Source organism: Pseudomonas baetica, from assembly GCF_019733355.1.
Lineage (GTDB): Bacteria > Pseudomonadota > Gammaproteobacteria > Pseudomonadales > Pseudomonadaceae > Aquipseudomonas > Aquipseudomonas baetica_A.
This window is the reverse complement of record NZ_JAIHLQ010000001.1, coordinates 260905-287032: the sequence shown is the minus strand read 5'-3', so window position 1 is coordinate 287032 and position 26128 is coordinate 260905. Positions and strand designations below refer to the sequence as shown.

Sequence of the window (26128 nt, the reverse complement as noted above, 5' to 3'; positions counted from 1 at the left end):
GGGTCAGTGATCCTGAGATTGAATATCGGCTGCGGCGAGAAACTCCAGCAGCGTTTGATTGAAGCGTTCGGGTTGATCGAGCGGGGTGGCATGGCGCGAATCGGCAATCACCACCAGCCGCGCATCGGGCAGCAGTTTTACATAGGTTTCTTTCAGTGCCACAGGTGTGTAATCACGGTCGGCACTGACGATGAGCGTTGGACAGGTCACCCGGGAAAGTCGTTCCTGAACCCCCCAGCCAACAATTGCATCGAAGCTGGCGAGATAAGCACGTTTGTCGTTTTTTGCCCAGCGTTCCGCCATTTTCTGCCGCAGATTCGCCTGTTCGGGTTTTGGGAACAGTTTGCTGCCCAGCGCCTTGCCGATGGTCGCCAGGCTCAGCACGCGCATCAGACTCCAGCGTTTGAACCATTGCCAGTAGTCGTCGCGGCTGCGCAGTTTGACTTCAGGGGCGCTGTTGACGATGGTCAGGCTCTTGAGCATCTGCGGCTGATCGACACCGAGCTGGAAGCCGATCATGCCGCCCATCGACAGACCCACGTAGTGCACCGGACCGAGGTTCAAATACTCGATCAGCGCCACCATGTCGGCGCTGAACCCCGCGATGCTGTACCGCTCGCGGGGTTTGTCCGAGCGCCCGTGGCCGCGGATATCCGGCACGATCACCCGGTAGTGCGTGGCCAGCGCCGGGATCTGCATTTCCCAATCCAGCGTGCTCGAACCGAGCCCGTGAACCAGCAGCAACGGCGTGCCGTGGCCATATTCCTCGTAGTGCAGGTTGCAACCTTCGTGCGCAAAATAGGCCATCGGTGGACTCCGTGTCAGGCTTGCTCAGGGGCGGCGAACGGTGCGTCCAGCGGCAAGGTGTCGAAGGTGCGCAACAGTTCGATGAGGATTTGTGTGGCCGGGCCCAGCGGTTTGTCCTTGTTCGAATACAGATAGAAACTCGGGTTGCGACTGCCGCCCTGATCCAGCGGTAGCAGCTTGAGCGATCCCTCTTTCAGTTCCCGTTCGATCATGTGCCGCGGTAACCAAGCAAAGCCCAGGCCGCTGCTGACGAATGTCGCGGCCGTGGCGAGGCTGCCGACGGTCCAGCGCTGTTCGGCGCCGAGCCAGCCGACATCCCTTGGCTGTTGACGACCGGAGTCGCGGATGACCACTTGCATCTGGGTTTCCAGATCCTGGAAGCTCAGTTCACGATTGAGCCGATGCAGGCTGTGGTCAGGATGGGCAACCGCAACAAATTCCACGTCGCTCAGTTCCGCGCCGAGGTAGCCGGGAATGCTCAGGCCAGTGATGGCCAGATCGGCCACGCCTTCGAGCAGCACTTCCTCGACACCCGACAACACTTCCTCACGCAGTCGCACCCGACACCCACGGCTCTGTGGCATGAACGCAGTCAACGCACGCACGATACGTGCACTTGGATAGGCTGCGTCGACCACCAATCGCACTTCTGCTTCCCAGCCTTGCTCCATGTGATGGGCAAGGTCTTCCAGTTGGCTGGCCTGTTTCACCAGTTGTCGCGAGCGGCGCAGCAACACGCCGCCAGCATCGGTCAGCACGGCTTTACGCCCGTCGATGCGCAGCAGCGGCACGCCGAGCTGATCTTGCATGCGGGCGACGGTGTAGCTCACCGACGACTGCGAACGATGCAGTGCCTCGGCCGCTTGGGCGAATCCGCCGTGGTCGACCACGGCCTGCAATGTTCGCCATTGATCCAGGGTCACGCGGGGCGCTTTCATCAATAGCTCCTCTTGTCCTAAGCTGACGGTCCCCATTGGAGACTGTCGAATGAAAAAATTCTGTTGTGTGGTGCTGGCACTGCTGCCGTTGACAGCCTTTGCGTATCCGATCGATGTGCAGAAAAATCTCAATGGCATGAAGATCGACTACCAGAGTTTCGCCACGGATAACGACATTGGCTCCATCCAGGTGGCCAACTACGGCGACGTCGACGCGAGCTGCAAAGTGGTGTTCCGCAACGGTCCCGAGGCGCCACGGACACGTAACATCGAAGTCGTGGCCGGCAAACATAAAAACGCCACGGCCAAGTTCACCCGCACCATTATCAAACTGCGCATCGATCTGACCTGTACCCCGAAATAACTGCAAATCTTCCTTGTGGGAGCGGGTTTGCTCGTGAGGGCGGTAGATCAGTCATCCATGCTCGTGCTGACACATCGCCTTCGCCAGCAAGCTCACTCTCAAAGGGTTGAGTTGCATCTAAACTAAATTTTCGATGCTTTGCAGCAATTATTTGCGCTTTTTCATCGATTCAGCTCTGTTTAACCTTCACTCCATCGACCTACAACATTCTCGGATGGAGGCTACACAACATGTCCCGCGTTCTGATCATCGAAAGCAGCGCCCGCCAGCAAGACTCGGTGTCCCGTCAGTTGACCCAGACCTTCATCAATCAGTGGAAAACCGCGCACCCCGACGATCAGATCACTGTGCGTGATCTCGCCGTGAACCCGGTGCCGCACCTGGACATCAACCTGTTGGGCGGCTGGATGAAGCCTGCCGATCAGCGCAACGACAGCGAACAGTCTTCTCTGGATCGCTCCAACGAATTGACTGATGAACTGCTGGCTGCCGACGTGCTGGTCATGGCCGCGCCGATGTACAACTTCGCGATCCCGAGCACCCTCAAGGCCTGGCTTGACCATGTGCTGCGTGCCGGCGTCACCTTCAAGTACACCGACACCGGTCCGCAAGGCCTGCTGAGCGGCAAACGTGCCTACGTGCTGACCGCTCGCGGCGGGATTTACGCCGGCGGCCCTGCTGATCATCAGGAACCCTACCTGCGTCAGGTAATGGGTTTTATCGGTATCCACGACGTGACCTTCATCCATGCCGAAGGCATGAACCTGGGTGGCGACTTCCAGGAGAAGGGCCTGAACCAGGCCAACGCCAAACTGGCTTCGGTCGCTTGATATGTTAATCGCCAGATAATCACTGGATGTTCTAGTGCTCTGGCGCAACCCCTTCAAGGTTTTACGCGCATCGAACCTCCCTTTGCACTTATTGCTCCTGAGTGCTGTAGCCCGATTGAACGCTTTAGCGAGATCGGGCTTTTTTTTGTTCTTCACGCAATCCCGGTAATCCGTGAACATAAAAAAAGCCCCGCCTGAATATTCAGGCGGGGCTTTTTATTGGCTTTTGGAATCAGACGAGGGGTTTAGGCTCGTGTTCTTTTTCCTGGGGCTCTTCGTGATGCTCGGCCGCGTCCTGAACGGAGCGAGGAGCTTCAGCGATGGCTGCTTCAACGACGACTTCTTCAGCGGCCGGGGCAGGAGCTGCCTCGACCACTTCAGCAGCAGGCGCAGCAGCGGCAGCCAGTTCAGCTTCCTTCTGCAGGCGCTCTTCTTCGCGCTTGCGACGACGCACTTCGCGTGGATCGTTTGGAGCGCGGCCGTTTGGCGTCAGCGCGCTGACCGCAGGGGCCTCAACCGCTGGGGCTTGGGCAACCACTGGAGCTTCGACGACCGGCGCTGGAGCAGGTTCGGCAGCGGCAACCACTGGCTCGGACACCATGGCTTGTGGCACTTCAGCTTCAGCAGCAGGCGCTGGCGCTTCGGCTACGGTCGGCTCTGCAACCCAGTTGAATGCAGTTTGCTCTTCGCGAACTTCACGCACGCTTTCGGTCACGGTTTCAGCGACGGCTTCGACAACCGGCTCTGCAACGACAACTGGCTCTTGGGCTACGAAAGCAGGTTCGGCAGCGATTTCAATCTGAGGCTGGGCTTCAACCTGGTCTTGAGTTTCGCGAACCGGTGCTACTTCGACTTCCGGAGCCGCAGTCACTTCCACCGGAGTGGTTGCTTCAACCGCCGGTGCTTCAACTGGAGCAGTTTCCAGTGTTGCGGCAGTGGCACGTTCGGCTTGCTCGTTGGCTTGTGCTTCAGCCGGAGCGCTGATGACGCTGCTGGCGACGGCGGCGGTAACAGCCAGGCCGGCGGCCAGATCGGCAGCGCTTGGTGCTTCAGCGTTTTCGCCGGACTCGGATTCTTCCGAGCCTTCGATCACGTTGCCGTTGGCATCACGCTGACGCTCGCGACGGTTGCTGCGACGACGCTGGCCGCGGGAGCGACGACGTGGACGATCGCCTTCGGCGTTCTCCGAACCATCTTCCGGCAGTTGCTCTTCGTTGGTGATCACTTCGTCTTCAACAATGGCGGCAGCGGCCTGCTCTGCACGCGGTTGACGCTCTTCACGCGGCGGGCGCGGTGCGCGCTCTTCGCGAGGCTGTCGGGCCGGACGCTCTTCTGCATTAACGGCGACAACGGCTGCTGCTGGAGCGGCATCCAGCGGCTCGCGCAGTTCACGTACACGTTCTTCACGCTCGCCACGAGGCTTGCGGTCTTCACGCGGCGCACGTGGAGCGCGTTCTTCACGAGGTGCGCGAGGTGCGCGTTCTTCGCGGGCGGCTGGCGCTTCAGTGCGAGCTTCGCGAGGGGCGCGCTCTTCGCGGGCCTCACGTGGCTGGCGCTCTTCACGCGGCTCGCGAGGGGCGCGTTCTTCACGCGGTGCACGTTCTTCGCGCGGCTTGCGCTCTTCATCGCGACGACCATTACGGTTGCGGCTCTGCTGACGACCGTTGCGACGTTCTTCGTTGCGGGCTGGACGCTCGGTAGCTGGTTTTTCAACCACCACCGGTGCGGCTGGCTCTTCTTTGGTCGCGAACAGGCTGACCAACGACTTCACCAGACCTTTGAACAGGCTTGGCTCTGGCACGGCCACTGGAGCAGGTGCTGGTGCAGCAGGTGCGGCTACTTCGGTCGGAACCGGAGCGTTGGCGCGGGCTGGTGCGGTCTTGACCGCGGCTTCCTGGCGAACCAGGGTACGGGTCGCGGCGGCTGGCTGGACTTCTTCGACGTCGGCAGCGGCAGCGGCGATTTCGTAGCTGGACTGGTTGGTCGCGGCTTCCGGGCTGTCATCACGCAAACGCTGAACTTCGAAGTGCGGTGTTTCGAGGTGATCGTTTGGCAGGATGATGATACGGGCACGAGTGCGCAGTTCGATCTTGGTGATCGAGTTGCGTTTTTCGTTGAGCAGGAACGCAGCCACCGGGATCGGCACCTGGGCGCGAACTTCTGCAGTGCGGTCTTTCAGGGCTTCTTCTTCGATCAGGCGCAGGATCGCCAGTGACAGCGACTCAACGTCACGGATGATGCCGGTGCCGTTGCAACGCGGGCAGACGATGCCGCTGCTTTCGCCCAAGGATGGACGCAGGCGCTGACGGGACATTTCCAGCAGGCCGAAGCGCGAGATACGGCCGATCTGCACGCGAGCGCGGTCGGCTTCCAGGCATTCGCGGACTTTCTCTTCTACGGCGCGCTGGTTCTTGGCAGGGGTCATGTCGATGAAGTCGATGACGATCAGGCCGCCGATGTCGCGCAGGCGCAACTGACGGGCGATTTCTTCAGCCGCTTCAAGGTTGGTCTGCAGAGCGGTTTCTTCGATGTCGCTGCCTTTGGTGGCGCGCGCCGAGTTGATATCGATGGACACCAGGGCTTCGGTCGGATCGATAACGATGGAACCGCCGGAAGGCAGTTCGACGACGCGCTGGAAAGCGGTCTCGATCTGGCTTTCGATCTGGAAACGGTTGAACAGCGGAACGCTGTCTTCGTACAGCTTGATCTTGCTGGCGTACTGCGGCATTACCTGGCGGATGAACGTCAGGGCTTCGTCCTGGGCTTCAACGCTGTCGATCAGCACTTCGCCGATGTCCTGGCGCAGGTAATCGCGGATCGCGCGGATGATCACGTTGCTTTCCTGGTAAATCAGGAATGGCGCGGAGCGATCCAGCGAGGCTTCTTTGATGGCGGTCCACAGTTGCAGCAGGTAGTCGAGGTCCCACTGCATTTCTTCGCTGCTGCGGCCAAGGCCGGCAGTGCGTACGATCAGCCCCATGTCGGCTGGAGCAACCAGGCCGTTCAGCGCTTCACGCAGTTCGTTGCGCTCTTCGCCTTCGATGCGACGGGAGATGCCGCCGGCACGCGGGTTGTTTGGCATCAGCACGAGGTAACGACCGGCCAGGCTGATGAAAGTGGTCAGGGCTGCGCCCTTGTTGCCACGTTCTTCTTTTTCAACCTGAACGATGACTTCCTGGCCTTCGCTCAGGACGTCCTTGATGTTGACGCGGCCTTCGGGGGCTTTCTTGAAGTATTCGCGGGAGATTTCTTTGAGGGGCAGGAAGCCGTGGCGCTCGGAGCCGAAATCGACAAAGGCAGCCTCAAGGCTTGGTTCGATGCGAGTGATTCGGCCTTTATAGATGTTGGCCTTCTTCTGCTCGCGTGCACCGGATTCGATGTCCAGGTCGTAGAGGCGTTGCCCATCTACCAGTGCAACACGCAACTCTTCGGGTTGAGTTGCGTTAATCAGCATTCTTTTCATGTAGTACCGTCGGTTTCCGGGCTGCCGGAAACGGCGTTCGGCACACACGACTTCTCACGGTCGGTGTCAGGTGCGTCGGGAGTGGTTGGCCATTCCCGTGTCCAGCGATGTTCGACCAATTGGGCCGATACCGCGACGTACGCGTCCTGCTTGCTGTGGCTACTTAAGCACTCAGTCAGGAGGAGGAATCAACCAGCGGCTGTGGACGAGATGAAGCGTCTTGATAAAGCCTATTGCTACACAGTCCAGCGGTTGTGCATCTCCACCCTACACGTATCCCTGATAATTCGGGTGCTGCCGCGCGCAGAATCCGCAGCGGGTTGGCATTTACCGTGAACTCCGAAAGGGGAGGTCACGCATCATGGCTAATTTAGGCGATGTTTCCGAAGCGTTCGCTCGGGGTCATTCGCAGCTGACTGCACTTTGTGAACTGGCCGTGAATATCTGCCTGCCGGGCGAGTAAAAACTCTGTTCGGCGGTGTAATTCAGGCCTCATGTCACCTGCGCTTGTTACAACTGCAAACTCCACCGTTACGTAGCGAAAGCCCCGTAGGACGGCCTCGCGTCCTGGTGAATTGCGTTGGTCAGGGCCGGTTTTTGACCGTGGTTCCGCTGCCCAGGCCGCTTTTGGCGGCGTTCGCGACTATAGCAGCAATGATTAAGTGCTTCAATTCCATAAAAATTGTTATCATCCGCGGCATGACAACTACTGCCCCTTCGACTCCAGGCGTTCAATTGCTTGAAGTCTCGCCGGAGTATGCCGGCCAACGAATCGACAACTTTCTCCTCGCCCGGCTCAAAGGCGTGCCCAAGACCTTGATTTACCGCATTTTGCGTAAAGGCGAAGTGCGCGTGAATAAGGGGCGGATCAAGCCTGAATACAAGCTGCAGGCCGGCGATATCGTGCGCGTGCCGCCGGTTCGCGTGCCGGAGCGTGATGAGCCGGTGCCTTTGGCCCAAGGACTGTTGCAGGGTCTGGAAGCATCGATCGTCTACGAAGACAAAGCTCTGATCGTGATCAACAAGCCCGCCGGCATTGCGGTTCACGGTGGCAGCGGTCTGAATTTCGGCGTGATCGAAGCCTTTCGTCAGTTGCGTCCCGATACAAAGGAACTGGAACTGGTACATCGTCTCGATCGTGACACTTCCGGCTTGCTGATGATTGCCAAGAAACGCAGCATGCTGCGTCACTTGCACGAAAAATTGCGTGGCGATGGTGTCGACAAGCGCTACATGGCGCTGGTTCGTGGTAATTGGGCGACCTCTATCAAGCAGGTCAGTGCGCCATTGCTCAAGAGCAACCTGCGTTCCGGTGAGCGCATGGTCGAAGTCAACGACGAGGGCAAAGAAGCCCTGACTGTGTTCAAGGTGCTACGCCGCTTCGGCGATTTCGCCACCATGGTCGAGGCCAAGCCTGTTACCGGTCGTACCCACCAGATTCGCGTCCACACCCTGCACGCCGGGCATTGCATTGCTGGCGACAGCAAGTACGGCGATGACGATTTCACCAAGGAAATCCGCGATCTGGGCGGCAAGCGCCTTTTTCTGCACGCTTACATGCTGACCGTGCCGCTGCCTGATGGTGGCAAGCTGACCTTGCAGGCCCCGGTCGATGAAATGTGGGCCAAGACTGTGGAGCGCCTGAGTGCCGCACCCTGATTACAAACTGCTGATTTTCGATTGGGACGGTACGCTGGCCGATTCCATTGGTCGGATTGTCGAGGCGATGCATTCCGCGTCCGGGCGGTCCGGTTTCGAGTTGCGCGATGACTTTGCCGTCAAGGGCATCATCGGCCTGGGGTTGCCTGAGGCGATTCGCACGTTGTATCCCGAGATCAGCGATGCCGAAATGGTTGCGTTCCGCGAGTATTACGCGGATCACTACATCGCTGCAGAAGCCGTGCCTTCGCCGTTGTTCGAGGGTGTCGTCGAGTCGATGGCATCCTTTCGCGAGCAGGGTTATCACCTGGCAATCGCGACCGGCAAGAATCGTCGCGGACTGGATCGGGTGCTCAAGGCTAATGGCTGGGAAGAGTATTTCGACATTACCCGTGCTGCCGATGAAACTGCGAGCAAACCGCACCCTCTGATGCTGGAGCAGATTCTTGCTCATTGCGGTGTGCGTGCGGAGCAGGCGCTGATGGTGGGGGATTCGTCCTTCGATCTATTAATGGCGCGTAACGCGGGGATGGTGTCGGTGGCGGTCAGTTATGGCGCGCAATCGATTGAATCACTGCAGCAGTATGAGCCGCGTCTGTCGATCGATCGTTTTTCCGAATTACATGCCTGGCTGGGGCAGCGGGCCTAATACGTTTTTGCTGGGGTGAATCGCATGACCGACGAATGGAAGGCACCGGCCAAGGCAAGTGCCGACGGCGGTGACGAGAAAAGCTGGAAGCTGTTGGAAAAGACTCTGCTCGCCGGTGTGCAGGAGCAGCGTCGCTCGCGGCGTTGGGGGATTTTCTTCAAGCTTCTGACGTTTGTTTATCTGTTCGTTGCGCTGATCCTGTTCACGCCGCTGATGGACATGGAAAAGAGCGCCGCACGCAGCACGAACTACACCGCGCTGATCGATGTTGCCGGCGTGATCGCCGATAAGGAGTCGGCCAGTGCTGACAACATTGTCGGCGCCTTGCGCGCAGCGTTCGAAGACAAGAAGGTCAAGGGTGTCATCCTGCGTATCAACAGTCCTGGCGGTAGTCCGGTGCAGTCGGGGTATGTCTATGACGAGATCAAGCGCCTGCGCGGTCTGCACTCGGACACCAAGCTGTACGCGGTGATTTCCGATCTCGGTGCGTCCGGAGCCTACTACATTGCCAGTGCGGCGGATCAGATCTATGCCGACAAAGCGAGTCTGGTGGGCTCCATTGGTGTGACCGCTGCCGGATACGGTTTTGTTGGCACCATGGAGAAACTGGGTGTTGAGCGTCGCACCTACACCTCGGGCGAGCACAAGTCGTTCCTTGACCCGTTCCAGCCGCAGAAACCTGAAGAAACTGCGTTCTGGCAAAGTGTGCTGGATACCACGCACAAGCAGTTCATCAACAGCGTCAAGCAAGGGCGCGGTGATCGCCTGAAGGATAAAGAGCATCCGGAGCTGTTCTCCGGGCTGGTCTGGTCGGGTGAGCAGGCGCTGCCATTGGGCTTGATCGATGGCTTGGGTAGCGCCAGTTCGGTGGCGCGTGACGTGATCGGTGAGAAAGAACTGGTTGACTTCACTGTTCAGGAATCGCCGTTCGATCGCTTCTCGAAGAAGCTCGGTGCAAGCGTTGCTGAGCAGTTGGCAATGTGGATGGGTTTCCACGGGCCTTCGTTGCGCTGAGTTGTTTTAAAGATCAAAAGATCGCAGTCTGCGGCAGTTCCTATGGATATCGGTGTAGGAGCTGTCGAAGGCTGCGATCTTTTGCTTTAAGGGATCTGCATTCCCTCAGTCAGCAGCATGTCGATCAGGCGAATCAGTGGTAAGCCGATCAGGCTGGTGGCGTCCGGGCCTTCGGTGGACTTGAACAGGCTCACGCCCAGGCCTTCGGCCTTGAAGCTGCCAGCGCAGTCGTAGGGTTGCTCGATGCGCAGGTAACGCTCGATGCGCGCCTGATCGAGTTGCCGCATATGTACGGTGAACGGCACGCAGTCGACCTGGCATTGGCCGGTCTGGCTGTTGAGCAGGGCGAGGCCGGTGAGGAAGGTCACGCTGGCGCCGCTGGCAGCCATCAGTTGCTCGCAGGCTTTCTCGAAGGTGTGCGGCTTGCCGATGATCTGCTCGCCGAGCACGGCGACTTGATCGGAGCCGATAATCAGATGAGCGGGGTGGTTGTGGGCCAGTGCTCGGGCTTTTTGTTCGGCGAGGCGTTTGACCAGTTCGATCGCCGGCTCGCCGGGGCGGTGGCTTTCGTCGATATCCGGCGAAGTGCAGGTGAACGGCAAGTGCAGGCGGGCAAGTAATTCGCGGCGATAAGTCGAGCTTGAAGCGAGTAATAAAGGCAGCATTCGCGTCTCCTGAGGCAGGTGTGGATTCTAGCGGAGGCGCGCAAGTGACGGACAGGGCACAATTTCCTTTGACATGGGTGGGTGCATCCCTATAATGCTGCGCCTATGTTGAATGACCCGATTCCACCTCACGTTGACCCGCGCAAATTGGCTGACCGTGGCACCACCCTTCAAGGTGAACTGCTGCTGGCCGATTTGAAGAGACTCTGCGACCCGCTTTCCGACAATGTCGGTACGGTGCAGGCGAAATTCGTTTTTGAACGAGATGAACGTAAATCTGTGGTGATCCACAGCTTTATCGACACCGAAGTCAAAATGGTTTGCCAGCGTTGTCTTGAGCTGGTCACCCTGCCGATCCACAGCGAATGCAGTTACGCTGTAGTGAAGGAGGGTGCGAATACCCAGTCGTTACCGAAAGGTTATGACGTGCTGGAACTGGGCGAAGATCCATTGGATCTGCAGTCACTGGTCGAGGAAGAGCTTTTGCTCGCTTTGCCCATTGTGCCTGCTCATCATCCGGAAGAATGCCAGCAGCCGGCGGGAGCAGATGAGCCCGAACCGAGCGAGGACGAGGTAACGCGGTCCAACCCGTTCAGTGTATTGGCGCAGTTAAAGCGTGACCCAAACGTTTAGGAGTTAATCAATTATGGCTGTTCAGCAGAACAAAAAATCCCGCTCTGCCCGTGACATGCGCCGTTCGCACGACGCTCTCGAGGCTAGCACCCTGTCTGTAGAAAAAACCACCGGTGAAGTTCACCTGCGTCACCACGTATCGCCAGAAGGCGTATACCGTGGCCGTAAAGTGATCGACAAGGGCGCTGACGAGTAATCACTTGTCCGCTCAAGTCATCGCGATTGACGCAATGGGCGGGGACTTCGGTCCCCGCAGCATTGTTCAGGCCAGCCTTGCTTGCCTTTCTGCTACACCCTCGCTGCACCTGACCCTCGTCGGTCAACCCTCCCTTCTTGAAGAATTGATCAACGGCCAATCGGCTGCCGATCGCGCGCGCCTGACAATTGTTGCGGCGTCTGAAGTCATCACAATGGACGAGAAACCGACCCAAGCCTTGCGTGGCAAGCCGGATTCGTCGATGCGTGTCGCCTTGGAGTTGGTGCGTGATGGCAAGGCTCAGGCCTGTGTCAGTGCTGGCAATACAGGGGCGTTGATGGCGCTGTCGCGATTTGTCCTCAAAACGTTGCCTGGCATTGATCGGCCAGCCATGGTTGCGGCGATCCCGACACAGAAGGGGTATTGCCAGTTGCTTGATCTGGGCGCCAATGTCGATTGCAGTGCCGAGCATCTTTTGCAGTTCGCTGTGATGGGCTCGGTGGCGGCGCAGACGCTAGGCATCGCCCGTCCGCGCGTGGCGTTGTTGAACATTGGCACCGAAGACATCAAGGGTAATCAGCAAGTCAAGCTGGCAGCCACCTTGTTACAAGCGGCGCGAGGGATTAACTACATCGGTTTCGTCGAGGGCGATGGGTTGTATCGCGGCGAGGCGGACGTGGTGGTATGCGATGGCTTTGTCGGCAATATCCTGCTCAAGTCCAGCGAAGGGCTGGCTACGATGATCGCCGCGCGTATCGAAGCGCTGTTCAGGCGCAACCTCGCCACACGCGCTGTCGGTGCCTTGGCGTTGCCATTGATGAGGCGCTTGCAGGCTGATCTGGCGCCGGCGCGACATAACGGCGCAAGCTTTCTGGGTTTGCAGGGCATTGTGGTGAAAAGTCACGGGTCGGCCGGGGTTGAAGGCTTTCAGAGTGCTATTGAGCGTGCGTTGATCGAGATTCAGGAGAACCTGCCCGAGCGTCTCCACGGTCGTCTGGAGGATTTGTTGTCTTAGGCGTTTTCGTCGGACAATGCTTAAATGTGACCGCCCGGTTCAAAGGGCCATCCAACTGTCAGTTTCTTGCGTCCCCAAGTGGGGCGTCATTATTCGACGACAAGATCATTAGGGGCTTGTTACATGTCTGCTTCCCTCGCATTCGTCTTTCCAGGACAGGGTTCGCAGTCCCTCGGCATGCTGGCCGAGTTGGGCGCGCAACATCCATTGATCCTCGAAACTTTCAAAGAAGCATCCGATGCTCTGGGCTATGACCTTTGGGCGTTGACCCAGCAAGGGCCGGAAGAGCTGCTCAATCAAACCGATAAAACCCAACCGGCCATTCTGACCGCATCGATTGCCCTGTGGCGTCTGTGGCTGGCTGAAGGTGGCGCGCGTCCAGCTTTCGTTGCCGGTCATAGCCTGGGTGAATACAGTGCGCTGGTTGCTGCAGGTAGCCTGAAGCTGGCTGACGCGGTGAAGCTCGTTGAGCGCCGTGGTCAGTTGATGCAGGAGGCCGTACCGGCCGGGCAGGGTGGCATGGCTGCCATCCTTGGTCTGGAAGACGCCGACGTGCTCGCGGCCTGTGCTGAAGCGGCGCAAGGCGAAGTGGTCAGCGCCGTCAACTTCAACTCGCCGGGCCAGGTGGTTATTGCTGGTGCCAAGGCGGCTGTCGAGCGCGCCATTGAAGGCTGCAAGGCTCGTGGTGCCAAGCGTGCCATGCCGCTGCCGGTGAGCGTGCCGTCGCACTGCGAGCTGATGCGTCCGGCTGCCGAGCGCTTTGCCGAAGCCATCGCCGCCATCGACTGGCAGGCGCCGCAGATCCCTGTGGTACAGAACGTCAGCGCGCAAGTGCCGGCCGATCTGGAAACCCTCAAGCGTGATCTGCTCGAACAACTCTACAAGCCAGTTCGCTGGGTCGAGTCGGTACAGACTCTGGCCGCGAAGGGCGCGACCAATCTGGTCGAGTGCGGGCCGGGCAAGGTGCTTGCCGGTCTGAACAAGCGTTGCGCCGAAGGCGTTGCGACTTCCAACCTCAATACCCCAGACGCTTTCGCTGCCGCTCGCGCAGCGCAAGCCTGAATCAGGAGAAGCTTGCATGAGTCTGCAAGGTAAAGTTGCACTGGTCACCGGTGCAAGCCGCGGTATCGGCCAGGCCATCGCACTGGAACTGGGTCGTCAGGGCGCTACCGTCATCGGTACCGCGACTTCTGCCAAGGGTGCCGAGGCTATCGCCGCTACTCTGAAAGAACATGGCATTCAAGGTACCGGTCTGGAACTCAACGTCACCAGTGACGAATCGGTCAGCAGTGTGCTGGCGAGCATTCAGGAGCAGTTCGGTGCGCCGGCAATCCTGGTGAATAATGCCGGTATCACCCGCGATAACCTGATGATGCGCATGAAAGACGATGAATGGTACGACGTGATCGATACCAATCTGAACAGTCTATATCGCCTGTCCAAGGGCGTTCTGCGTGGCATGACCAAGGCGCGTTGGGGGCGAATTATCAGTATTGGCTCGGTGGTGGGTGCCATGGGCAACGCAGGCCAAGTAAACTATGCAGCCGCCAAGGCCGGTCTGGAAGGTTTCAGTCGTGCAATGGCGCGTGAAGTCGGTTCGCGTTCGATTACGGTCAACTCGGTAACTCCAGGGTTTATCGACACCGATATGACCCGCGAACTGCCTGAAGCACAGCGTGAAGCCTTGCAGACGCAGATTCCGCTGGGTCGTCTGGGACAAGCTCAAGAGATCGCGTCTGTGGTCGCTTTTCTTGCATCCGACGGTGCGGCATACGTCACTGGGGCTACAATCCCGGTGAACGGTGGGATGTACATGTAAGTAAAATGTGACGGATTGCTTCAAAAAAATGTCATACGAGCTGTCTAAAATCCGTTATAAAGCTGCAATCTATTTATAGACAGAGGGCTGCAGGGTTTGAGGAGTGAAGCTTTCAGTTGAAAAGCTGAAAAGTCTTTCTATACACTTACCCACCGGCCAGCTGCCTGAATTTGTCCATTAGGAGTGAAAACAAGGTATGAGCACCATCGAAGAGCGCGTCAAGAAAATCGTTGCCGAGCAACTGGGCGTTAAAGAAGAAGAAGTGGTCAACACCGCTTCCTTCGTTGAAGACCTGGGTGCCGACTCCCTTGACACCGTTGAGCTGGTGATGGCTCTGGAAGAGGAATTCGAGACCGAAATTCCTGATGAAGAAGCTGAGAAGATCACTACTGTACAAGCTGCAATCGACTACGTTACTAGCCACCAGGCGTAATAGTTTGTAATCGTTGCTTGCTGTCATGGAAAAACCGCACTGCCATCATGGCGTGCGGTTTTTTCTTTAGGCCTGATGCAAAATCGTCATTTGAAAAAGGAGAGTGCTGTGTCGCGTAGACGCGTCGTAGTCACCGGTATGGGTATGTTGTCGCCACTGGGCACGGATGTGCCGAGCAGTTGGCAGGGCATTCTGGCTGGCCGTAGTGGCATTGGTCTGATCGAACACACCGACCTTTCTGCCTATTCCACCCGCTTTGGCGGCTCGGTAAAGGGCTTCAATGTCGAGGAATACCTGTCGGTCAAGGAAGCGCGAAAGCTTGACCTGTTCATTCAGTACGGCCTCGCTGCTGGCTTTCAAGCCGTGCGCAATGCCGGTCTGGAAGTCACCGACGCCAACCGTGAACGCATTGGCGTCGCCATGGGTTCGGGTATCGGCGGCCTGACCAACATCGAAGAAACCAGCCGTACCCTGCATGAGACGGGCCCGCGTCGAATTTCGCCTTTTTTCGTGCCAGGCTCGATCATCAATATGATTTCCGGTTTCCTGTCGATCCATCTGGGTGCACAGGGGCCTAACTACGCCATCGCCACAGCATGTACCACCGGTACGCACTGTATCGGTATGGCGGCGCGCAACATCATGTACGACGAAGCCGACGTGATGATCGCCGGCGGTGCCGAAATGGCTGCGTGCGGTCTGGGCATGGGTGGCTTCGGCGCGTCCCGTGCGCTGTCGACCCGCAATGACGAGCCGGCCCGCGCCAGCCGTCCATGGGACAAGGGCCGTGATGGTTTCGTGCTGTCCGACGGCGCGGGTGCGTTGGTCCTCGAAGAACTCGAACACGCCAAGGCGCGGGGCGCGACCATCTACGCCGAGCTGATTGGTTTCGGTACCAGTGGCGACGCGTTCCATATGACCTCGCCGCCCGCCGACGGCGCCGGTGCAGCCCGCTGCATCACCAATACACTGCGTGACGCGAAGATCAACGCCGATCAAGTGCAGTACATCAACGCCCACGGCACTTCGACCCCGGCCGGCGATCTCGCCGAAGCCAACGCGATCAAGACCGTGTTCGGTGATCACGCCTACAAACTGGCGGTCAGTTCCACCAAGTCCATGACCGGTCACCTGTTGGGTGCGGCGGGCGCTGTCGAGGCGATCTTCAGCGTGCTGGCGATCAATGGCCAAGTTGCACCACCGACGATTAACCTTGAGGAACCCGACGAAGGCTGCGATCTCGATTTTGTGCCGCACACTGCGCGCAACATGGATATCGACGTCGTGCTGTCCAACTCCTTCGGTTTCGGCGGCACCAACGGTACCTTGGCGTTCCGCCGGTTCGCAGGTTGATGGACTGCTGGGTCGACGGTCAACCGGCTGACACGCTGTCGCTGAAAGATCGCGGCCTGGCTTACGGCGATGGTCTGTTCGAGACCGTTGCCGTGCGTGGCGGCCAGCCGGTGCTACTGGATCGGCATTTGGCGCGACTGGCCGATGGCTGTTCGCGTCTGGCCATTGCGGCCGATAGTGTACTGATTCGCCAAGAGCTGCTGAGCTATGCGGCAGCGATGGGCGAGGGCGTGCTCAAGCTCATCCTCACGCGGGGCGATGGTTTGCGCGGTTATGCGCCGGATCCTGCGGCGCAGGCTCGACGCATTCTGCAAGGCAATCCTCCTGCTGCTTATCCCGCTGTTCACGCGCAACTTGGCATTCGCCTATTTCCTTGCAGCACACGATTGGCCAACCAGCCCTTGTTGGCGGGTCTGAAACACCTCAATCGCCTGGAACAAGTCATCGCCCGCGCCGAATGGCAGGACAGCGAACACGCCGAAGGCTTGATGCTCGATCAGGCTGGTCGAGTCATCGAAGGGGTGTTCAGCAACCTGTTTCTGGTGCGTGATGGGGTGTTGATCACGCCTGATTTGAAGCGTTGCGGCGTGGCCGGTGTGATGCGCGCCGAAATATTGTTTCAGGCCGAGTCTTTGGCCATCCCCACACAAATCGCCGATATCAGCCTTGAACAGCTGCAATGGGCCGATGAAGTCTTTCTCTGCAATAGCGTTTATGGCGTTTGGCCGGTACGTGCCTACGCTGCACTGAGCTGGCCGGTTGGCCCGCTCACCCGTAAACTGCAAACCATTGCCCGCGCCCTACTGGATGCCTGATTCGTGAGACGTAAACTTTTGCTGCTGCTGGAAACCGGATTGGTTCTGGCAGGGCTGCTGTTGGGCGCCAGCGCCTGGAAGATTCACAGCGCACTGGAACAGCCTCTGAACATCACGCAGGAAGAGCTGCTGGATGTGCCGAAAGGCTCCACACCGACCCGGACTTTCCTCGAGCTCGAAACCGATGGCGTCATCAAGGACGCATTCTGGCTACGGGTTTATTGGCGGTTCAATCTCGCCGGTACGCCAATCCACAGCGGTGAATACCGCATGCAGCCGGGCATGACTGTCGATGGTCTGATCGACTTGTGGAAGCGTGGGGAGGTGGTTCAGTACAGCCTGACGTTGGTTGAAGGATGGAATTTCCATCAAGTGCGCGCGGCGTTGGCTAAAGACGAAAAAATCGAGCACACCCTCAATGGTCTTAGCGACAGCGACGTCATGGCGAAGATCGGCCACAAGGGGCTGTTCCCGGAAGGTCGTTTCTTCCCTGATACCTACCGCTTCGAGCGCGGCATGTCCGATACCGAACTGCTGAAAAAGGCCTTTGATCGTCTCGACGAGGTATTGGCCAAGGAGTGGGAAAATCGCTCCGCCGACGCGCCGTACAGTGAGCCTTATCAAGCGCTGATCATGGCCTCGCTGGTTGAGAAGGAAACCGGCGTGCCGCAGGAGCGCGGTCAGATTGCCGGCGTCTTTGTGCGTCGGATGGCGGTGGGCATGCAATTGCAGACTGATCCGACAGTGATTTATGGCTTGGGCGATCGCTACACCGGCAAGCTGACCCGTGCCCATTTGCGAGAGCCGACGCCGTATAACACCTACGTGATTCCTGGCCTGCCGCCGACGCCGATTGCAATGGTAGGGCGTGAAGCGATTCATGCTGCGCTGAACCCGGTGGAGGGTACCAGTCTCTACTTCGTCGCACGTGGCGACGGCAGCCATGTGTTCTCTGACGACCTCGATGCACACAACCGTGCGGTGCGCGAGTTCCAGCTCAAGCGACGCGCGGATTACCGCTCCAGCCCGGCGCCAGCAGTCACGCCTGAAGCGGCTCCGGCTTCCGATGAAGCGAAACCTGCAGAAACGGCGCCTGAGTCGCTGCCGCCGGTATCGCCTCAAGAGGCGGCACCGGCTGCTGCACCACAAGACACGCAATGACTTTGATTAAGGACTGCCTGTGACTGGCTTGTTTATTACCTTGGAAGGCCCGGAAGGCGCCGGCAAGAGCACCAACCGCGAATACCTGGCAGAGCGCTTGCGCGCCGTCGGTATCGAGGTGCTGTTGACCCGTGAGCCCGGCGGTACTCCGCTGGCCGAACGGATTCGCGACGTGCTGCTGGCGCCGGCCGACGAAGTCATGAATCCGGACGCCGAGCTGTTGCTGGTTTTCGCCGCGCGTGCCCAGCATCTGGCTGAAGTGATCCGTCCGGCTCTGGCCCGTGGTGCAGTGGTGTTGTGTGACCGTTTCACTGATTCGACATATGCCTATCAGGGCGGTGGTCGCGGTTTGTCGCTGGAACGTATCGCGACGCTGGAAACCTTCGTGCAGGGTGATCTGCGCCCGGATCTGACGCTGATTTTCGATCTGCCGGTGGAAATCGGCCTGGCCCGTGCCAGTGCGCGGGGGCGTCTGGATCGTTTCGAACTTGAAGGGCGGGCATTTTTCGAAGCGGTGCGCGGCGCGTTTCTCAAGCGTGCTGAAGCAGATCCTTCGCGGTACGTGCGGATCGATGCCGGCCAGCCGTTGGCACAAGTCCAGCAATCGCTGGATACATTGCTGCCGCGTTTGCTGGAGCTGAACCGTGGCTGAGGCCTATCCATGGCAAGACAGCCTCTGGCAGCATCTGGCCGGACGTAGCCAGCACGCCCACGCCTATCTGCTGCATGGCCCGGCCGGTATCGGCAAGCGGGCCTTGGCCGAGCGGCTGATGGCCAGCCTGTTGTGCCAGCGTCCGACGCCTGAAGCCTGCGGCGAGTGCAAATCCTGCTTGCTGCTCAAGGCTGGCAGCCACCCAGACAATTACATCCTCGAACCGGAAGAAGCCGACAAGGCAATCAAGGTCGATCAGGTGCGTGATCTGGTCAGCTTCGTGGTGCAGACCGCACAACTGGGCGGGCGCAAGGTGGTGCTGGTCGAGCCGGTGGAGTCGATGAACATCAACGCCGCTAACGCCTTGCTCAAAAGTCTTGAAGAACCTTCCGGCGATACTGTGTTGCTGTTGGTCAGTCACCAGCCGAGCCGTTTGTTGCCGACGATCAAGAGTCGCTGCGTGCAGCAGGCCTGTCCGTTGCCGAGTGAGGCGATGAGCCTGCAATGGCTGGCTCAGGCGCTGCCAGAATGTTCCGCAGAGGAGCGTGTCGAGCTGTTAACGTTGGCGGCGGGCTCGCCATTGGCGGCGGTCAGCCTTCAGTCTCAAGGTGTGCGCGAACAGCGCGCGCAAGTGGTCGAAGGCGTGAAGAAGCTGCTCAAGCAGCAGCAATCGCCGACGCAACTGGCCGAAGAATGGAAAAGCATTCCAATGCTGCGTCTGTTCGATTGGTTCTGCGATTGGTCGAGCCTGATCTTGCGTTATCAACTGACGCAGGACGAAGCCGGTCTTGGCCTGACCGATATGCGCAAGGTTGTGCAGTACCTGGCGCAGAAGAGTGCTCAAGGCAAAGTCCTCGACATTCAGGACTGGATTCTCGCCCAGCGGCAGAAAGTCCTGAGCAAGGCCAACCTCAACCCGACACTGTTGCTGGAGGCGTTGTTGGTGCAATGGGCGGGATTGCCTGGCCAAAGATAAGAATGTGTACCTAGACTCTGAGCATCAGCAGTGGAGGTCAACATGAACGAACCTGTCAGCCCGGGGCCGCGCAACGGCATTTTGTCCCTGACCATCAAGGACAAATCCGTGCTTTATGCCGCTTATATGCCGTTCATCAAGAACGGTGGCCTGTTCATCCCGACCAACAAGAGCTACAAGTTGGGCGATGAGGTGTTCATGCTGCTGAACCTGATGGATGAAGCGGAAAAGATTCCGGTCGCCGGCAAGGTCGCCTGGATCACCCCCAAAGGTGCGCAAGGCAACCGCGCCGCCGGTGTCGGCGTTCAGTTCAACGAGGGCGACAACACTGCCCGTAGTCGCATCGAAACCCATCTGGCCGGAGCGCTGAAATCCGACCGTCCCACTCATACGATGTAAGTAGCAGCCTTTTTTATGCTCGTAGATTCCCATTGTCACCTTGATCGCCTTGACCTCGCCGCCCATGACGGCTCGCTGGATGCCGCACTGGATGCCGCTCGCGAGCGCGGGGTCGGGCACTTTCTGTGCATCGGCGTGAGTGCCGATAACGCTGCCGACGTCAAAGCCCTTGCTGAGCGTTATGACGACGTTGATTGCTCGGTTGGCGTGCATCCGCTGGACGTACAGCCTGGCGCGGCGCCAGCGCTGGACTGGCTGTTGCACGAACTCAATCATCCGAAAGTGGTGGCGATCGGTGAAACCGGTCTGGATTACCACTACGAACCGGAAGCCGCCGAGCTGCAGCAAGAGTCGTTCCGTCTGCACTTGCAGGCTGCGCAGCAGACCGGCAAACCGGTGATCATCCACACTCGTGGTGCCCGCGCCGATACCCTTGAGCTGCTGCGCGAAGCCGCGCTGCCCCAAGCAGGTGTGCTGCATTGCTTTACCGAAGATTGGGACATGGCAAAAGCTGCGTTGGACATGGGGTATTACATTTCCTTGTCCGGCATCGTCACGTTCCGCAATGCTGACGCGTTGCGCGATGTGGCGAGCAAAGTCCCGGCCGATCGCCTACTGGTCGAAACCGACTCACCGTACCTGGCGCCGATCCCTTATCGCGGCAAACCGAACCTGCCGCAGTACGTGCGCGAAGTGGCAGAGTTTCTGGCGATGCTGCGCGGCGAACACTACGAGCGTTTTGCCGAGCAGACCACCGAAAACTTCAAGCGCCTGTTTCCGCTGGCCCATGTAAAAGCCTGAATCGCAGGCAAAAAAAACCCGGGTTCTGGGGGGTGAATCCGGGTTAAGACCATTAGGAGTAAAACAAAGGCACGCGGTCCTTTGGTACCTTTATCGGCCCGGCACTTGGGGGAGATGCCGCCCGACAGTTCAAGTATTGATCAGTCTGGCGTGCAGTCCAGTTAGCTGGTCGGGGTTTTTAAACAAATTTGGAATACGTTTGCTTCAGTTGAGTTCTCATTGCACCCCAAACGTTCGCAAAATGAACAAGAAACACAGATATGGTCGGATGATCCGTGCATTTTTGTGCAAGTTAGGCATAATACGCGGCTTCGAATTTTGACCCCTACAGACCTTTTCTTATGCACAAAGAACCTCGTAAGGTCCGTGAGTTTCGTCGCCGCGAGCAAGAAATTCTCGATACCGCGCTCAAGCTGTTCCTCGAACAAGGTGAAGACAGTGTCACCGTCGAGATGATTGCTGATGCCGTGGGTATCGGCAAAGGCACGATCTACAAGCACTTCAAGTCCAAGGCCGAGATTTATCTGCGCCTGATGCTCGATTACGAGCGCGATTTGAACGAGCTGCTGCATTCGGCCGATGTCGACAAGGACAAAGAAGCGCTGTCCCGTGCCTACTTCGAATTCCGCATGCGCGACCCGCAGCGCTATCGTCTGTTCGATCGCCTCGAAGAGAAGGTGGTCAAGGGCAATCAGGTGCCGGAGATGGTCGAGGAACTGCACAAGATCCGGGCCTCGAACTTCGAGCGCCTGACCCTGCTGATCAAGGGCCGTATCAGCGAAGGCAAGCTCGAAGACGTGCCGCCGTACTTCCACTACTGCGCGTCCTGGGCGCTGGTGCATGGCGCAGTCGCGCTGTATCACTCGCCGTTCTGGAGCAATGTGCTGGAAGATCAGGAAGGTTTCTTCCAGTTCCTGATGGACATCGGCGTGCGCATGGGTAACAAGCGCAAGCGCGATCCGGAAATCCCTCCAGGCAGTTGAGCCATTCAGTTGCCTTATTGCGTCATGTTTTCGCTACATGACGCAGTACCGCAGGAATATACTCAGGCATAGGGCTTGCTAAAACTTGATTTGTGAGTCAAGTTTTAGCGGCTCGATTTTCTATCGCCGGAGTGATCATGATCGTTGACCGTCAAGGCAGGCGTTTTCGCAATTTGCGGATCAGTCTGACTTCAGCCTGCAATTACGCTTGTACCTACTGCGTGCCTAACGGCAAGCGGTTAGTGGCTGCGCAGGATGAACTGTCGGCCGAAGCCATGGCCAAAGGCGTGGCGTATCTGATCGAAGCCGCGGGTATCGAGCGGCTGCGCATCACCGGTGGCGAACCGCTGGTCAGCCCCAAACTCGAATCGTTCATGACGGCTGTCGGCAAGATGGGGCTGGAAGACATCAGCCTGACGACCAACGGTCAACTCCTCGCGAAAAAACTTCCTTTGTTGGTGGATGCCGGTCTGCGGCGCATCAACGTGTCCCTTGATACCCTCGACGCCAGTGCGTTCCGTAGCATCGCTCGTGGCGGCGATCTCGCTACCGTGCTTGAAGGGATGAATCAGGCTGCAGCGGCGGGAATGAAGATCAAGGTCAACATGGTGCCGTTGCGAGGGCAGAACCTCGATCAGGTGATGCCGTTGCTTGATTACTGCCTGGAACGCGGATTTGAGCTGCGTTTCATCGAGCTGATGCGAATGGGCCACCTGGCCAAAGATTCCAATGCCTTCCTGCAACAGTTTGTCAGTCTGCAGCAACTGCTGAACCTGATTGGCGAACGCTATGAATACGCGCAAACCGACGCGCCTGTGGACGCCACGGCTGTGCGTTATGCGATTCCCGGGGTGGGCAACTTCGGTGTGATCGCCAACGAAAGCGTGCCGTTCTGCCGCACTTGTTCGCGTCTGCGTTTGTCCTCCACCGGTTGGCTGCATGGCTGCCTGTCATCGAGCAACCGCCACTATGTCGGCGACCTGCTCGACAAGCCGCGACACCAGGCATTGCCGGCGTTGCAGCGCTTACTGGTCAAGGCGTTGGACGACAAGCAGGAAGTCGCGTTTTCTGGCGGCGCGACTGTCATGAAGATTATCGGCGGCTGAAGTACCGCCTTCGCGAGCAAGCCCGCTCCCGCATTTGGAATGCCTTCCACTTGTGGGAGCGGGCTTGCTCGCGAATGCGTTGTATAACTGGACAAAGATCGTGAGCTGGCGCAAAAGCTGCATCCAACGGCCATTCGCCGGTTTTCCGTCACCGGCTTCTGGAGGATTAGGATGCGTAGCCTGGTTTTGCTGCTGGCCGTTTTGGCGCTTGGCGGCTGTATGACTGTCAGCGATATGGCCGAGGGCACTCGCTATCAGATGAGTGACGCGGGGCTGCTGGATCACAGTGACAGTCGCCGTGTGAACAACTTCCGCATTCAGCCGGACTCGTTCATCTACATCGCTCAGGGCGCGTTTGCGCCGCCGGGCGGTTCTTATCCGCGGCCGAACGTGGTGGCTGAAGAAGCCTTCAAGGGCTTTGTCGAATACTTTCCGATGGTACGCCGCGCGCGTGCGCCTGAAGGCCTCGATCAGGCGATGGGCGAAGCCCGCGATGCCGGCGCTCACTACTTGCTGTACACACGTTTCGCCAAGTCTGATGACCGTATCGGCAACTCTGATGAGTGGCTCGATCAGGAGGCGGTGGATCGCCTTGGCATCGACGGTGGCGTGATTCAGATCATGTTGATCGAGACCAGCACCCAGTATTTGATTGATACTGCACGGATCAAGAGTCGTGGCGGTTTACTGACGTTCCACGACAACAAACCCGAAGACCTGATCGGCCCGCCACTGGCGCAATATGCGCGTAGCCTGCTGGGGATCAGCGACCAGTAAATTCGAGGAGTACGCCATGAGTGGCCCGCAAAAAGCCAATGACCTGTTGGGACAGATTCCCAAAACCAAAGGCCTGCCGCCCGTGCACTTGTGGAACCCGGACTTTTGCGGCGACATCGACATGCGCATCGCCCGGGACGGCACCTGGTACTACCTGGGCACGGCGATCGGGCGCAAGCCGATGGTCAAGTTGTTCTCCACGATCATCCGCCGCGATGGCGATGATTATTTCCTGATTACTCCGGTTGAGAAGGTCGGGATCAAGGTCGACGATGCACCGTTTGTGGCGATTGCCGTGGAGGTTGAAGGTGAGGGCGAGGCGCAGGTGCTTCGCTTTACCACCAATGTCGACGAGACCGCCGAGGCGGGGCCAGAGCATGCGATCCGCGTCGAGATCGACCCCCTCACGCAAGAACCTGCGCCGTATGTGCATGTGCGCACCAACCTTGAAGCGTTGATTCACCGCAACGTGTTTTATCAATTGGTAGAACTGGCGGTTAGCCGCGACATTGACGGCCAGCGCTGGCTTGGGGTTTGGAGCGGCGGCGAGTTCTTTCGCATTGGTCTTGAGCCTTAACAAATATCCTGATGTGGGGCTTGCTCGCGAAGGCGGTGTGTCACTCGGCAACGTTGTTGGCTGACACACCGCTTCGCGAGCAAGCCCGCTCCCACACTGGTTTTCGTGTTAACTGACAAAATCTGATTTGACACCCAATCATATGATGATTAGCGTAGGCACCCATCGCGAACCGCTTTGAGGTGTCCATGTCCAGCAGCTTTCATGCGTCCACGGTTGACTGGTTGGGCAGTTGGATCGCCGCCGGCCAGGTGAAGCCGGGGCAGTCCATCAAGGTCGAGGCCGATCTCGGCGAGCAACTCGGCGTCAGTCGTACGGTCATCCGCGAAGCCATCAAAACCCTCGTCGCCAAAGGCATGCTTGAAGTCGGGCCAAAGGTCGGCACGCGGGTATTGCCGGTGCGGCGCTGGAACCTGTTCGATCCGCAAGTCGTTGGTTGGCTGTCGCGCAACGGGCTGCCGGAAAACTTCGTCGATGACTTGCTCGACCTGCGCCGCACCATTGAGCCCATGGCCGTGCGCTGGGCTTGCGAACGGGCGACCCTTGATCAGATCCAAGCCGTGCAAATGGCCTATAACGCACTCGAGCGCGCGGTCGACAGTGGCACGGATTACAACCGCGCCGACCAGTCCTTCCACGAATGCATTCTTGCCGCCAGCCATAACCAGTTCATCGAACAAATGGTGCCGGCCCTCGGCGCATTGCTGGCGGTATCGTTTGAAGTGTCCGCCGCCGACCCCGATGAACTGCGCCGCACCTTGCCGATCCACAAAGACATGGCCGACGCCATCGCCGCTCGCGATTCCGCGCGCGGTGTGTGGGCCTGCATGACCCTGATTGATAACGCGGATCTGGCGATCAAACGCTTTTATCCGCAAGTCATGGCCGACAAAAAAGCCAGCTGAAACCCACACATTCCCCTGTGGGGGCTAGCCCACCCCCACATTGAAAACAAGAATGACCAAAGGAATTGCCATGACGTGGACTGCCGTTACCCAACACCGCGCCCAACTCGGTGAAGGCCCATTCTGGGATGCCCCGACCCAGGCGCTGTACTGGGTTGATATTGGCGGCAAGCAAGCCCTGCGCCTGATCGGCCAGAATGTGCAGATCTGGCAGATGCCAGAACACATTTCCGCGTTCATCCCGTGCAACAGCGGCGATGCCCTGGTGACCCTTAGCAGTGGCGTCTATCGACTCGATCTCGACTCCCCCGGCCTTGAACCGCACCTGACCTTGTTCTGCATCGCCGACCCGCAACCCGGCAATCGCCCCAACGAAGCGCGCTGCGATGCTCAGGGCCGCTTGTGGCTCGGCACGATGCAAAACAACATCGGCGAACAAGGCGAGGATCTGCCGATCATCCGCCGCTCCGGTGGCCTGTTTCGTATCGATCCGGATAAACGCGTCACGCCGCTGTTGCGCGGATTGGGCATTCCCAACACGTTGCTGTGGAGCAACGACGGCACAACGCTGCTGTTTGGCGACAGCCTCGACAGCACCCTCTATCGCTATTTCATCCACACCGACGGCAACCTCGACACCGCTTACATCTGGTACGGCCCCGATGAACAGGGCGGCCCGGACGGTTCGGCAATGGACGCAGAGGGTTACGTATGGAATGCGCGTTGGGACGGCAGCTGCCTCTTGCGACTGACGCCTGAAGGCAAGGTTGATCGAAAAATCGATCTGCCGGTCAGCCGCCCGACCAGTTGCGTATTCGGTGGTGAAGACCTGAAAACGCTTTACATCACCAGCGCCAAGGGACCGCACAACCATCCGCTGGACGGTGCTGTGCTATCGATGCGGGTTGATGTTGCAGGAAAGCTCTGTACGCGATTTGCAGGCTAGATCCCAAAATATGGGATGAGAAATTATATATTGAGATTATTTGGCGGTCGGGTTTATAGTCGGCTCCAGCAGTAACACGCACTCACACTTAAAAAGAACAAAACAGGTGAAGTGATGCAGCGAATGTCTATTGCACTCCCATGTGGAGCCCGCGTCTCGCAACGGCCCGATACCGTTGCCTGCGCCTGCCTG

28 protein-coding genes are annotated in these 26128 nt (G+C 58.6%); 24 read left to right on the top strand and 4 right to left on the bottom strand.

Going from position 1 to position 26128, the window contains the following annotated elements:
- Window positions 1-3: 3 nt before the first annotated feature.
- Window positions 4-807: an alpha/beta fold hydrolase gene (locus tag K5E40_RS01295; RefSeq protein WP_221729356.1), complete on the bottom strand. Its 804-nt coding sequence runs from the start codon at window positions 805-807 to the stop codon at window positions 4-6.
- A gap of 14 nt (window positions 808-821) precedes the next feature.
- On the bottom strand, window positions 822-1745 hold the full coding sequence (locus tag K5E40_RS01290; RefSeq protein WP_221729355.1) for a LysR family transcriptional regulator: 924 nt from the start codon (window positions 1743-1745) through the stop codon (window positions 822-824).
- Between the two features lie 49 nt (window positions 1746-1794).
- On the opposite strand from K5E40_RS01290, the gene K5E40_RS01285 reads away from it, so the two are divergent.
- Window positions 1795-2109 (top strand): 3-phosphoglycerate kinase, encoded by a 315-nt coding sequence (locus K5E40_RS01285; RefSeq protein WP_221729354.1) that lies wholly within the window; start codon window positions 1795-1797, stop codon window positions 2107-2109.
- 230 nt (window positions 2110-2339) lie between these two features.
- Entirely contained in the window at window positions 2340-2939 is a 600-nt protein-coding gene (locus K5E40_RS01280; RefSeq protein WP_221729353.1) for an FMN-dependent NADH-azoreductase, read from the top strand.
- 232 nt (window positions 2940-3171) lie between these two features.
- On the opposite strand, the gene rne is transcribed toward K5E40_RS01280, so the two are convergent.
- Complete coding sequence (gene rne / locus K5E40_RS01275; RefSeq protein ID WP_221729352.1) at window positions 3172-6402, bottom strand: ribonuclease E; 3231 nt, start codon at window positions 6400-6402, stop codon at window positions 3172-3174.
- A gap of 699 nt (window positions 6403-7101) precedes the next feature.
- Between rne and rluC the strand changes: the two genes are divergently transcribed.
- The 3 genes from rluC to sppA are packed head-to-tail and all read left to right on the top strand — an operon-like array spanning window position 7102 to window position 9724.
- Complete coding sequence (rluC, locus tag K5E40_RS01270; protein ID WP_221729351.1) at window positions 7102-8061, top strand: 23S rRNA pseudouridine(955/2504/2580) synthase RluC; 960 nt, start codon at window positions 7102-7104, stop codon at window positions 8059-8061.
- Entirely contained in the window at window positions 8048-8710 is a 663-nt protein-coding gene (locus K5E40_RS01265) for an HAD-IA family hydrolase (protein WP_221729350.1), read from the top strand. Before rluC ends, K5E40_RS01265 begins: the two co-directional genes overlap by 14 nt.
- A gap of 24 nt (window positions 8711-8734) precedes the next feature.
- Window positions 8735-9724, top strand: coding sequence for a signal peptide peptidase SppA (gene sppA, locus K5E40_RS01260; RefSeq protein ID WP_221729349.1), 990 nt, complete (start codon window positions 8735-8737; stop codon window positions 9722-9724).
- 86 nt (window positions 9725-9810) lie between these two features.
- Here the strand turns inward: sppA and K5E40_RS01255 are convergent, their stop codons facing one another.
- Complete coding sequence (locus K5E40_RS01255) at window positions 9811-10389, bottom strand: nucleoside triphosphate pyrophosphatase (RefSeq protein ID WP_221729348.1); 579 nt, start codon at window positions 10387-10389, stop codon at window positions 9811-9813.
- Between the two features lie 105 nt (window positions 10390-10494).
- On the opposite strand from K5E40_RS01255, the gene K5E40_RS01250 reads away from it, so the two are divergent.
- The 19 genes from K5E40_RS01250 to K5E40_RS01160 all read left to right on the top strand — a co-directional run bounded on the left by K5E40_RS01250 (window position 10495) and on the right by K5E40_RS01160 (window position 25936).
- A complete protein-coding gene (locus K5E40_RS01250; RefSeq protein ID WP_095188591.1) occupies window positions 10495-11022 on the top strand; it encodes a YceD family protein in 528 nt (175 codons plus the stop codon).
- Window positions 11023-11035: 13 nt separating this feature from the next.
- Window positions 11036-11218 (top strand): 50S ribosomal protein L32, encoded by a 183-nt coding sequence (gene rpmF, locus K5E40_RS01245; RefSeq protein ID WP_003179396.1) that lies wholly within the window; start codon window positions 11036-11038, stop codon window positions 11216-11218.
- A 4-nt stretch (window positions 11219-11222) separates the two neighbouring features.
- Window positions 11223-12233: a phosphate acyltransferase PlsX gene (gene plsX, locus K5E40_RS01240; RefSeq protein WP_260455456.1), complete on the top strand. Its 1011-nt coding sequence runs from the start codon at window positions 11223-11225 to the stop codon at window positions 12231-12233.
- Between the two features lie 123 nt (window positions 12234-12356).
- A complete protein-coding gene (gene fabD, locus K5E40_RS01235; protein ID WP_221729347.1) occupies window positions 12357-13295 on the top strand; it encodes an ACP S-malonyltransferase in 939 nt (312 codons plus the stop codon).
- Window positions 13296-13311: 16 nt separating this feature from the next.
- Window positions 13312-14052 (top strand): 3-oxoacyl-ACP reductase FabG, encoded by a 741-nt coding sequence (gene fabG, locus K5E40_RS01230; protein ID WP_221729346.1) that lies wholly within the window; start codon window positions 13312-13314, stop codon window positions 14050-14052.
- Window positions 14053-14248: 196 nt separating this feature from the next.
- Complete coding sequence (gene acpP, locus K5E40_RS01225) at window positions 14249-14485, top strand: acyl carrier protein (protein WP_003175607.1); 237 nt, start codon at window positions 14249-14251, stop codon at window positions 14483-14485.
- A 108-nt stretch (window positions 14486-14593) separates the two neighbouring features.
- Window positions 14594-15838 carry a beta-ketoacyl-ACP synthase II gene (gene fabF / locus K5E40_RS01220; protein ID WP_221729345.1) on the top strand — a complete coding sequence of 415 codons (1245 nt, stop codon included), beginning with the start codon at window positions 14594-14596 and terminating at the stop codon, window positions 15836-15838.
- Window positions 15838-16653, top strand: coding sequence for an aminodeoxychorismate lyase (gene pabC, locus K5E40_RS01215; RefSeq protein ID WP_221729344.1), 816 nt, complete (start codon window positions 15838-15840; stop codon window positions 16651-16653). The genes fabF and pabC overlap by 1 nt, the downstream gene beginning before the upstream one ends.
- Window positions 16654-16656: 3 nt before the next feature.
- The gene (mltG, locus tag K5E40_RS01210) at window positions 16657-17814 is read left to right on the top strand and encodes an endolytic transglycosylase MltG (protein WP_221729343.1); all 1158 of its coding nucleotides are present in this window, start codon (window positions 16657-16659) and stop codon (window positions 17812-17814) included.
- Between the two features lie 19 nt (window positions 17815-17833).
- Window positions 17834-18466, top strand: a complete 633-nt coding sequence (gene tmk / locus K5E40_RS01205) for a dTMP kinase (RefSeq protein ID WP_221729342.1) — start codon at window positions 17834-17836, stop codon at window positions 18464-18466.
- Entirely contained in the window at window positions 18459-19442 is a 984-nt protein-coding gene (locus tag K5E40_RS01200; protein WP_221729341.1) for a DNA polymerase III subunit delta', read from the top strand. The genes tmk and K5E40_RS01200 overlap by 8 nt, the downstream gene beginning before the upstream one ends.
- 42 nt (window positions 19443-19484) lie before the next feature.
- Complete coding sequence (locus K5E40_RS01195) at window positions 19485-19841, top strand: PilZ domain-containing protein (protein WP_150651119.1); 357 nt, start codon at window positions 19485-19487, stop codon at window positions 19839-19841.
- A gap of 15 nt (window positions 19842-19856) precedes the next feature.
- Window positions 19857-20642, top strand: coding sequence for a TatD family hydrolase (locus K5E40_RS01190; RefSeq protein WP_221729340.1), 786 nt, complete (start codon window positions 19857-19859; stop codon window positions 20640-20642).
- 341 nt (window positions 20643-20983) lie between these two features.
- Window positions 20984-21625 carry a TetR/AcrR family transcriptional regulator gene (locus tag K5E40_RS01185; RefSeq protein WP_221729339.1) on the top strand — a complete coding sequence of 214 codons (642 nt, stop codon included), beginning with the start codon at window positions 20984-20986 and terminating at the stop codon, window positions 21623-21625.
- 137 nt (window positions 21626-21762) lie between these two features.
- On the top strand, window positions 21763-22731 hold the full coding sequence (locus K5E40_RS01180; protein WP_221729338.1) for a GTP 3',8-cyclase MoaA: 969 nt from the start codon (window positions 21763-21765) through the stop codon (window positions 22729-22731).
- A 171-nt stretch (window positions 22732-22902) separates the two neighbouring features.
- On the top strand, window positions 22903-23508 hold the full coding sequence (locus K5E40_RS01175) for a DUF4823 domain-containing protein (protein WP_221729337.1): 606 nt from the start codon (window positions 22903-22905) through the stop codon (window positions 23506-23508).
- Between the two features lie 16 nt (window positions 23509-23524).
- The gene (locus K5E40_RS01170; RefSeq protein ID WP_221729336.1) at window positions 23525-24085 is read left to right on the top strand and encodes a DUF1285 domain-containing protein; all 561 of its coding nucleotides are present in this window, start codon (window positions 23525-23527) and stop codon (window positions 24083-24085) included.
- Between the two features lie 188 nt (window positions 24086-24273).
- Window positions 24274-24990 carry a FadR/GntR family transcriptional regulator gene (locus tag K5E40_RS01165; RefSeq protein ID WP_221729335.1) on the top strand — a complete coding sequence of 239 codons (717 nt, stop codon included), beginning with the start codon at window positions 24274-24276 and terminating at the stop codon, window positions 24988-24990.
- Between the two features lie 70 nt (window positions 24991-25060).
- Window positions 25061-25936, top strand: coding sequence for an SMP-30/gluconolactonase/LRE family protein (locus K5E40_RS01160; RefSeq protein WP_221729334.1), 876 nt, complete (start codon window positions 25061-25063; stop codon window positions 25934-25936).
- Window positions 25937-26128: the final 192 nt, after the last annotated feature.

Bases quoted from the DNA above. Each gene is read 5' to 3' on its own strand.
- K5E40_RS01255 (WP_221729348.1), bottom strand. From the start codon at position 10,389: ATGCTGCCTTTATTACTCGCTTCAAGCTCGACTTATCGCCGCGAATTA.
- K5E40_RS01190 (WP_221729340.1), top strand. From the start codon at position 19,857: ATGCTCGTAGATTCCCATTGTCACCTTGATCGCCTTGACCTCGCCGCC.
- rluC (WP_221729351.1), top strand. From the start codon at position 7,102: ATGACAACTACTGCCCCTTCGACTCCAGGCGTTCAATTGCTTGAAGTC.
- fabG (WP_221729346.1), top strand. From the start codon at position 13,312: ATGAGTCTGCAAGGTAAAGTTGCACTGGTCACCGGTGCAAGCCGCGGT.
- K5E40_RS01175 (WP_221729337.1), top strand. From the start codon at position 22,903: ATGCGTAGCCTGGTTTTGCTGCTGGCCGTTTTGGCGCTTGGCGGCTGT.
- K5E40_RS01180 (WP_221729338.1), top strand. From the start codon at position 21,763: ATGATCGTTGACCGTCAAGGCAGGCGTTTTCGCAATTTGCGGATCAGT.
- rne (WP_221729352.1), bottom strand. From the start codon at position 6,402: ATGAAAAGAATGCTGATTAACGCAACTCAACCCGAAGAGTTGCGTGTT.
- K5E40_RS01280 (WP_221729353.1), top strand. From the start codon at position 2,340: ATGTCCCGCGTTCTGATCATCGAAAGCAGCGCCCGCCAGCAAGACTCG.
- fabD (WP_221729347.1), top strand. From the start codon at position 12,357: ATGTCTGCTTCCCTCGCATTCGTCTTTCCAGGACAGGGTTCGCAGTCC.
- K5E40_RS01195 (WP_150651119.1), top strand. From the start codon at position 19,485: ATGAACGAACCTGTCAGCCCGGGGCCGCGCAACGGCATTTTGTCCCTG.
- K5E40_RS01185 (WP_221729339.1), top strand. From the start codon at position 20,984: ATGCACAAAGAACCTCGTAAGGTCCGTGAGTTTCGTCGCCGCGAGCAA.
- pabC (WP_221729344.1), top strand. From the start codon at position 15,838: ATGGACTGCTGGGTCGACGGTCAACCGGCTGACACGCTGTCGCTGAAA.
- K5E40_RS01295 (WP_221729356.1), bottom strand. From the start codon at position 807: ATGGCCTATTTTGCGCACGAAGGTTGCAACCTGCACTACGAGGAATAT.
- K5E40_RS01160 (WP_221729334.1), top strand. From the start codon at position 25,061: ATGACGTGGACTGCCGTTACCCAACACCGCGCCCAACTCGGTGAAGGC.
- acpP (WP_003175607.1), top strand. From the start codon at position 14,249: ATGAGCACCATCGAAGAGCGCGTCAAGAAAATCGTTGCCGAGCAACTG.
- K5E40_RS01165 (WP_221729335.1), top strand. From the start codon at position 24,274: ATGTCCAGCAGCTTTCATGCGTCCACGGTTGACTGGTTGGGCAGTTGG.
- K5E40_RS01170 (WP_221729336.1), top strand. From the start codon at position 23,525: ATGAGTGGCCCGCAAAAAGCCAATGACCTGTTGGGACAGATTCCCAAA.
- K5E40_RS01285 (WP_221729354.1), top strand. From the start codon at position 1,795: ATGAAAAAATTCTGTTGTGTGGTGCTGGCACTGCTGCCGTTGACAGCC.
- K5E40_RS01290 (WP_221729355.1), bottom strand. From the start codon at position 1,745: ATGAAAGCGCCCCGCGTGACCCTGGATCAATGGCGAACATTGCAGGCC.
- K5E40_RS01250 (WP_095188591.1), top strand. From the start codon at position 10,495: ATGTTGAATGACCCGATTCCACCTCACGTTGACCCGCGCAAATTGGCT.
- sppA (WP_221729349.1), top strand. From the start codon at position 8,735: ATGACCGACGAATGGAAGGCACCGGCCAAGGCAAGTGCCGACGGCGGT.
- rpmF (WP_003179396.1), top strand. From the start codon at position 11,036: ATGGCTGTTCAGCAGAACAAAAAATCCCGCTCTGCCCGTGACATGCGC.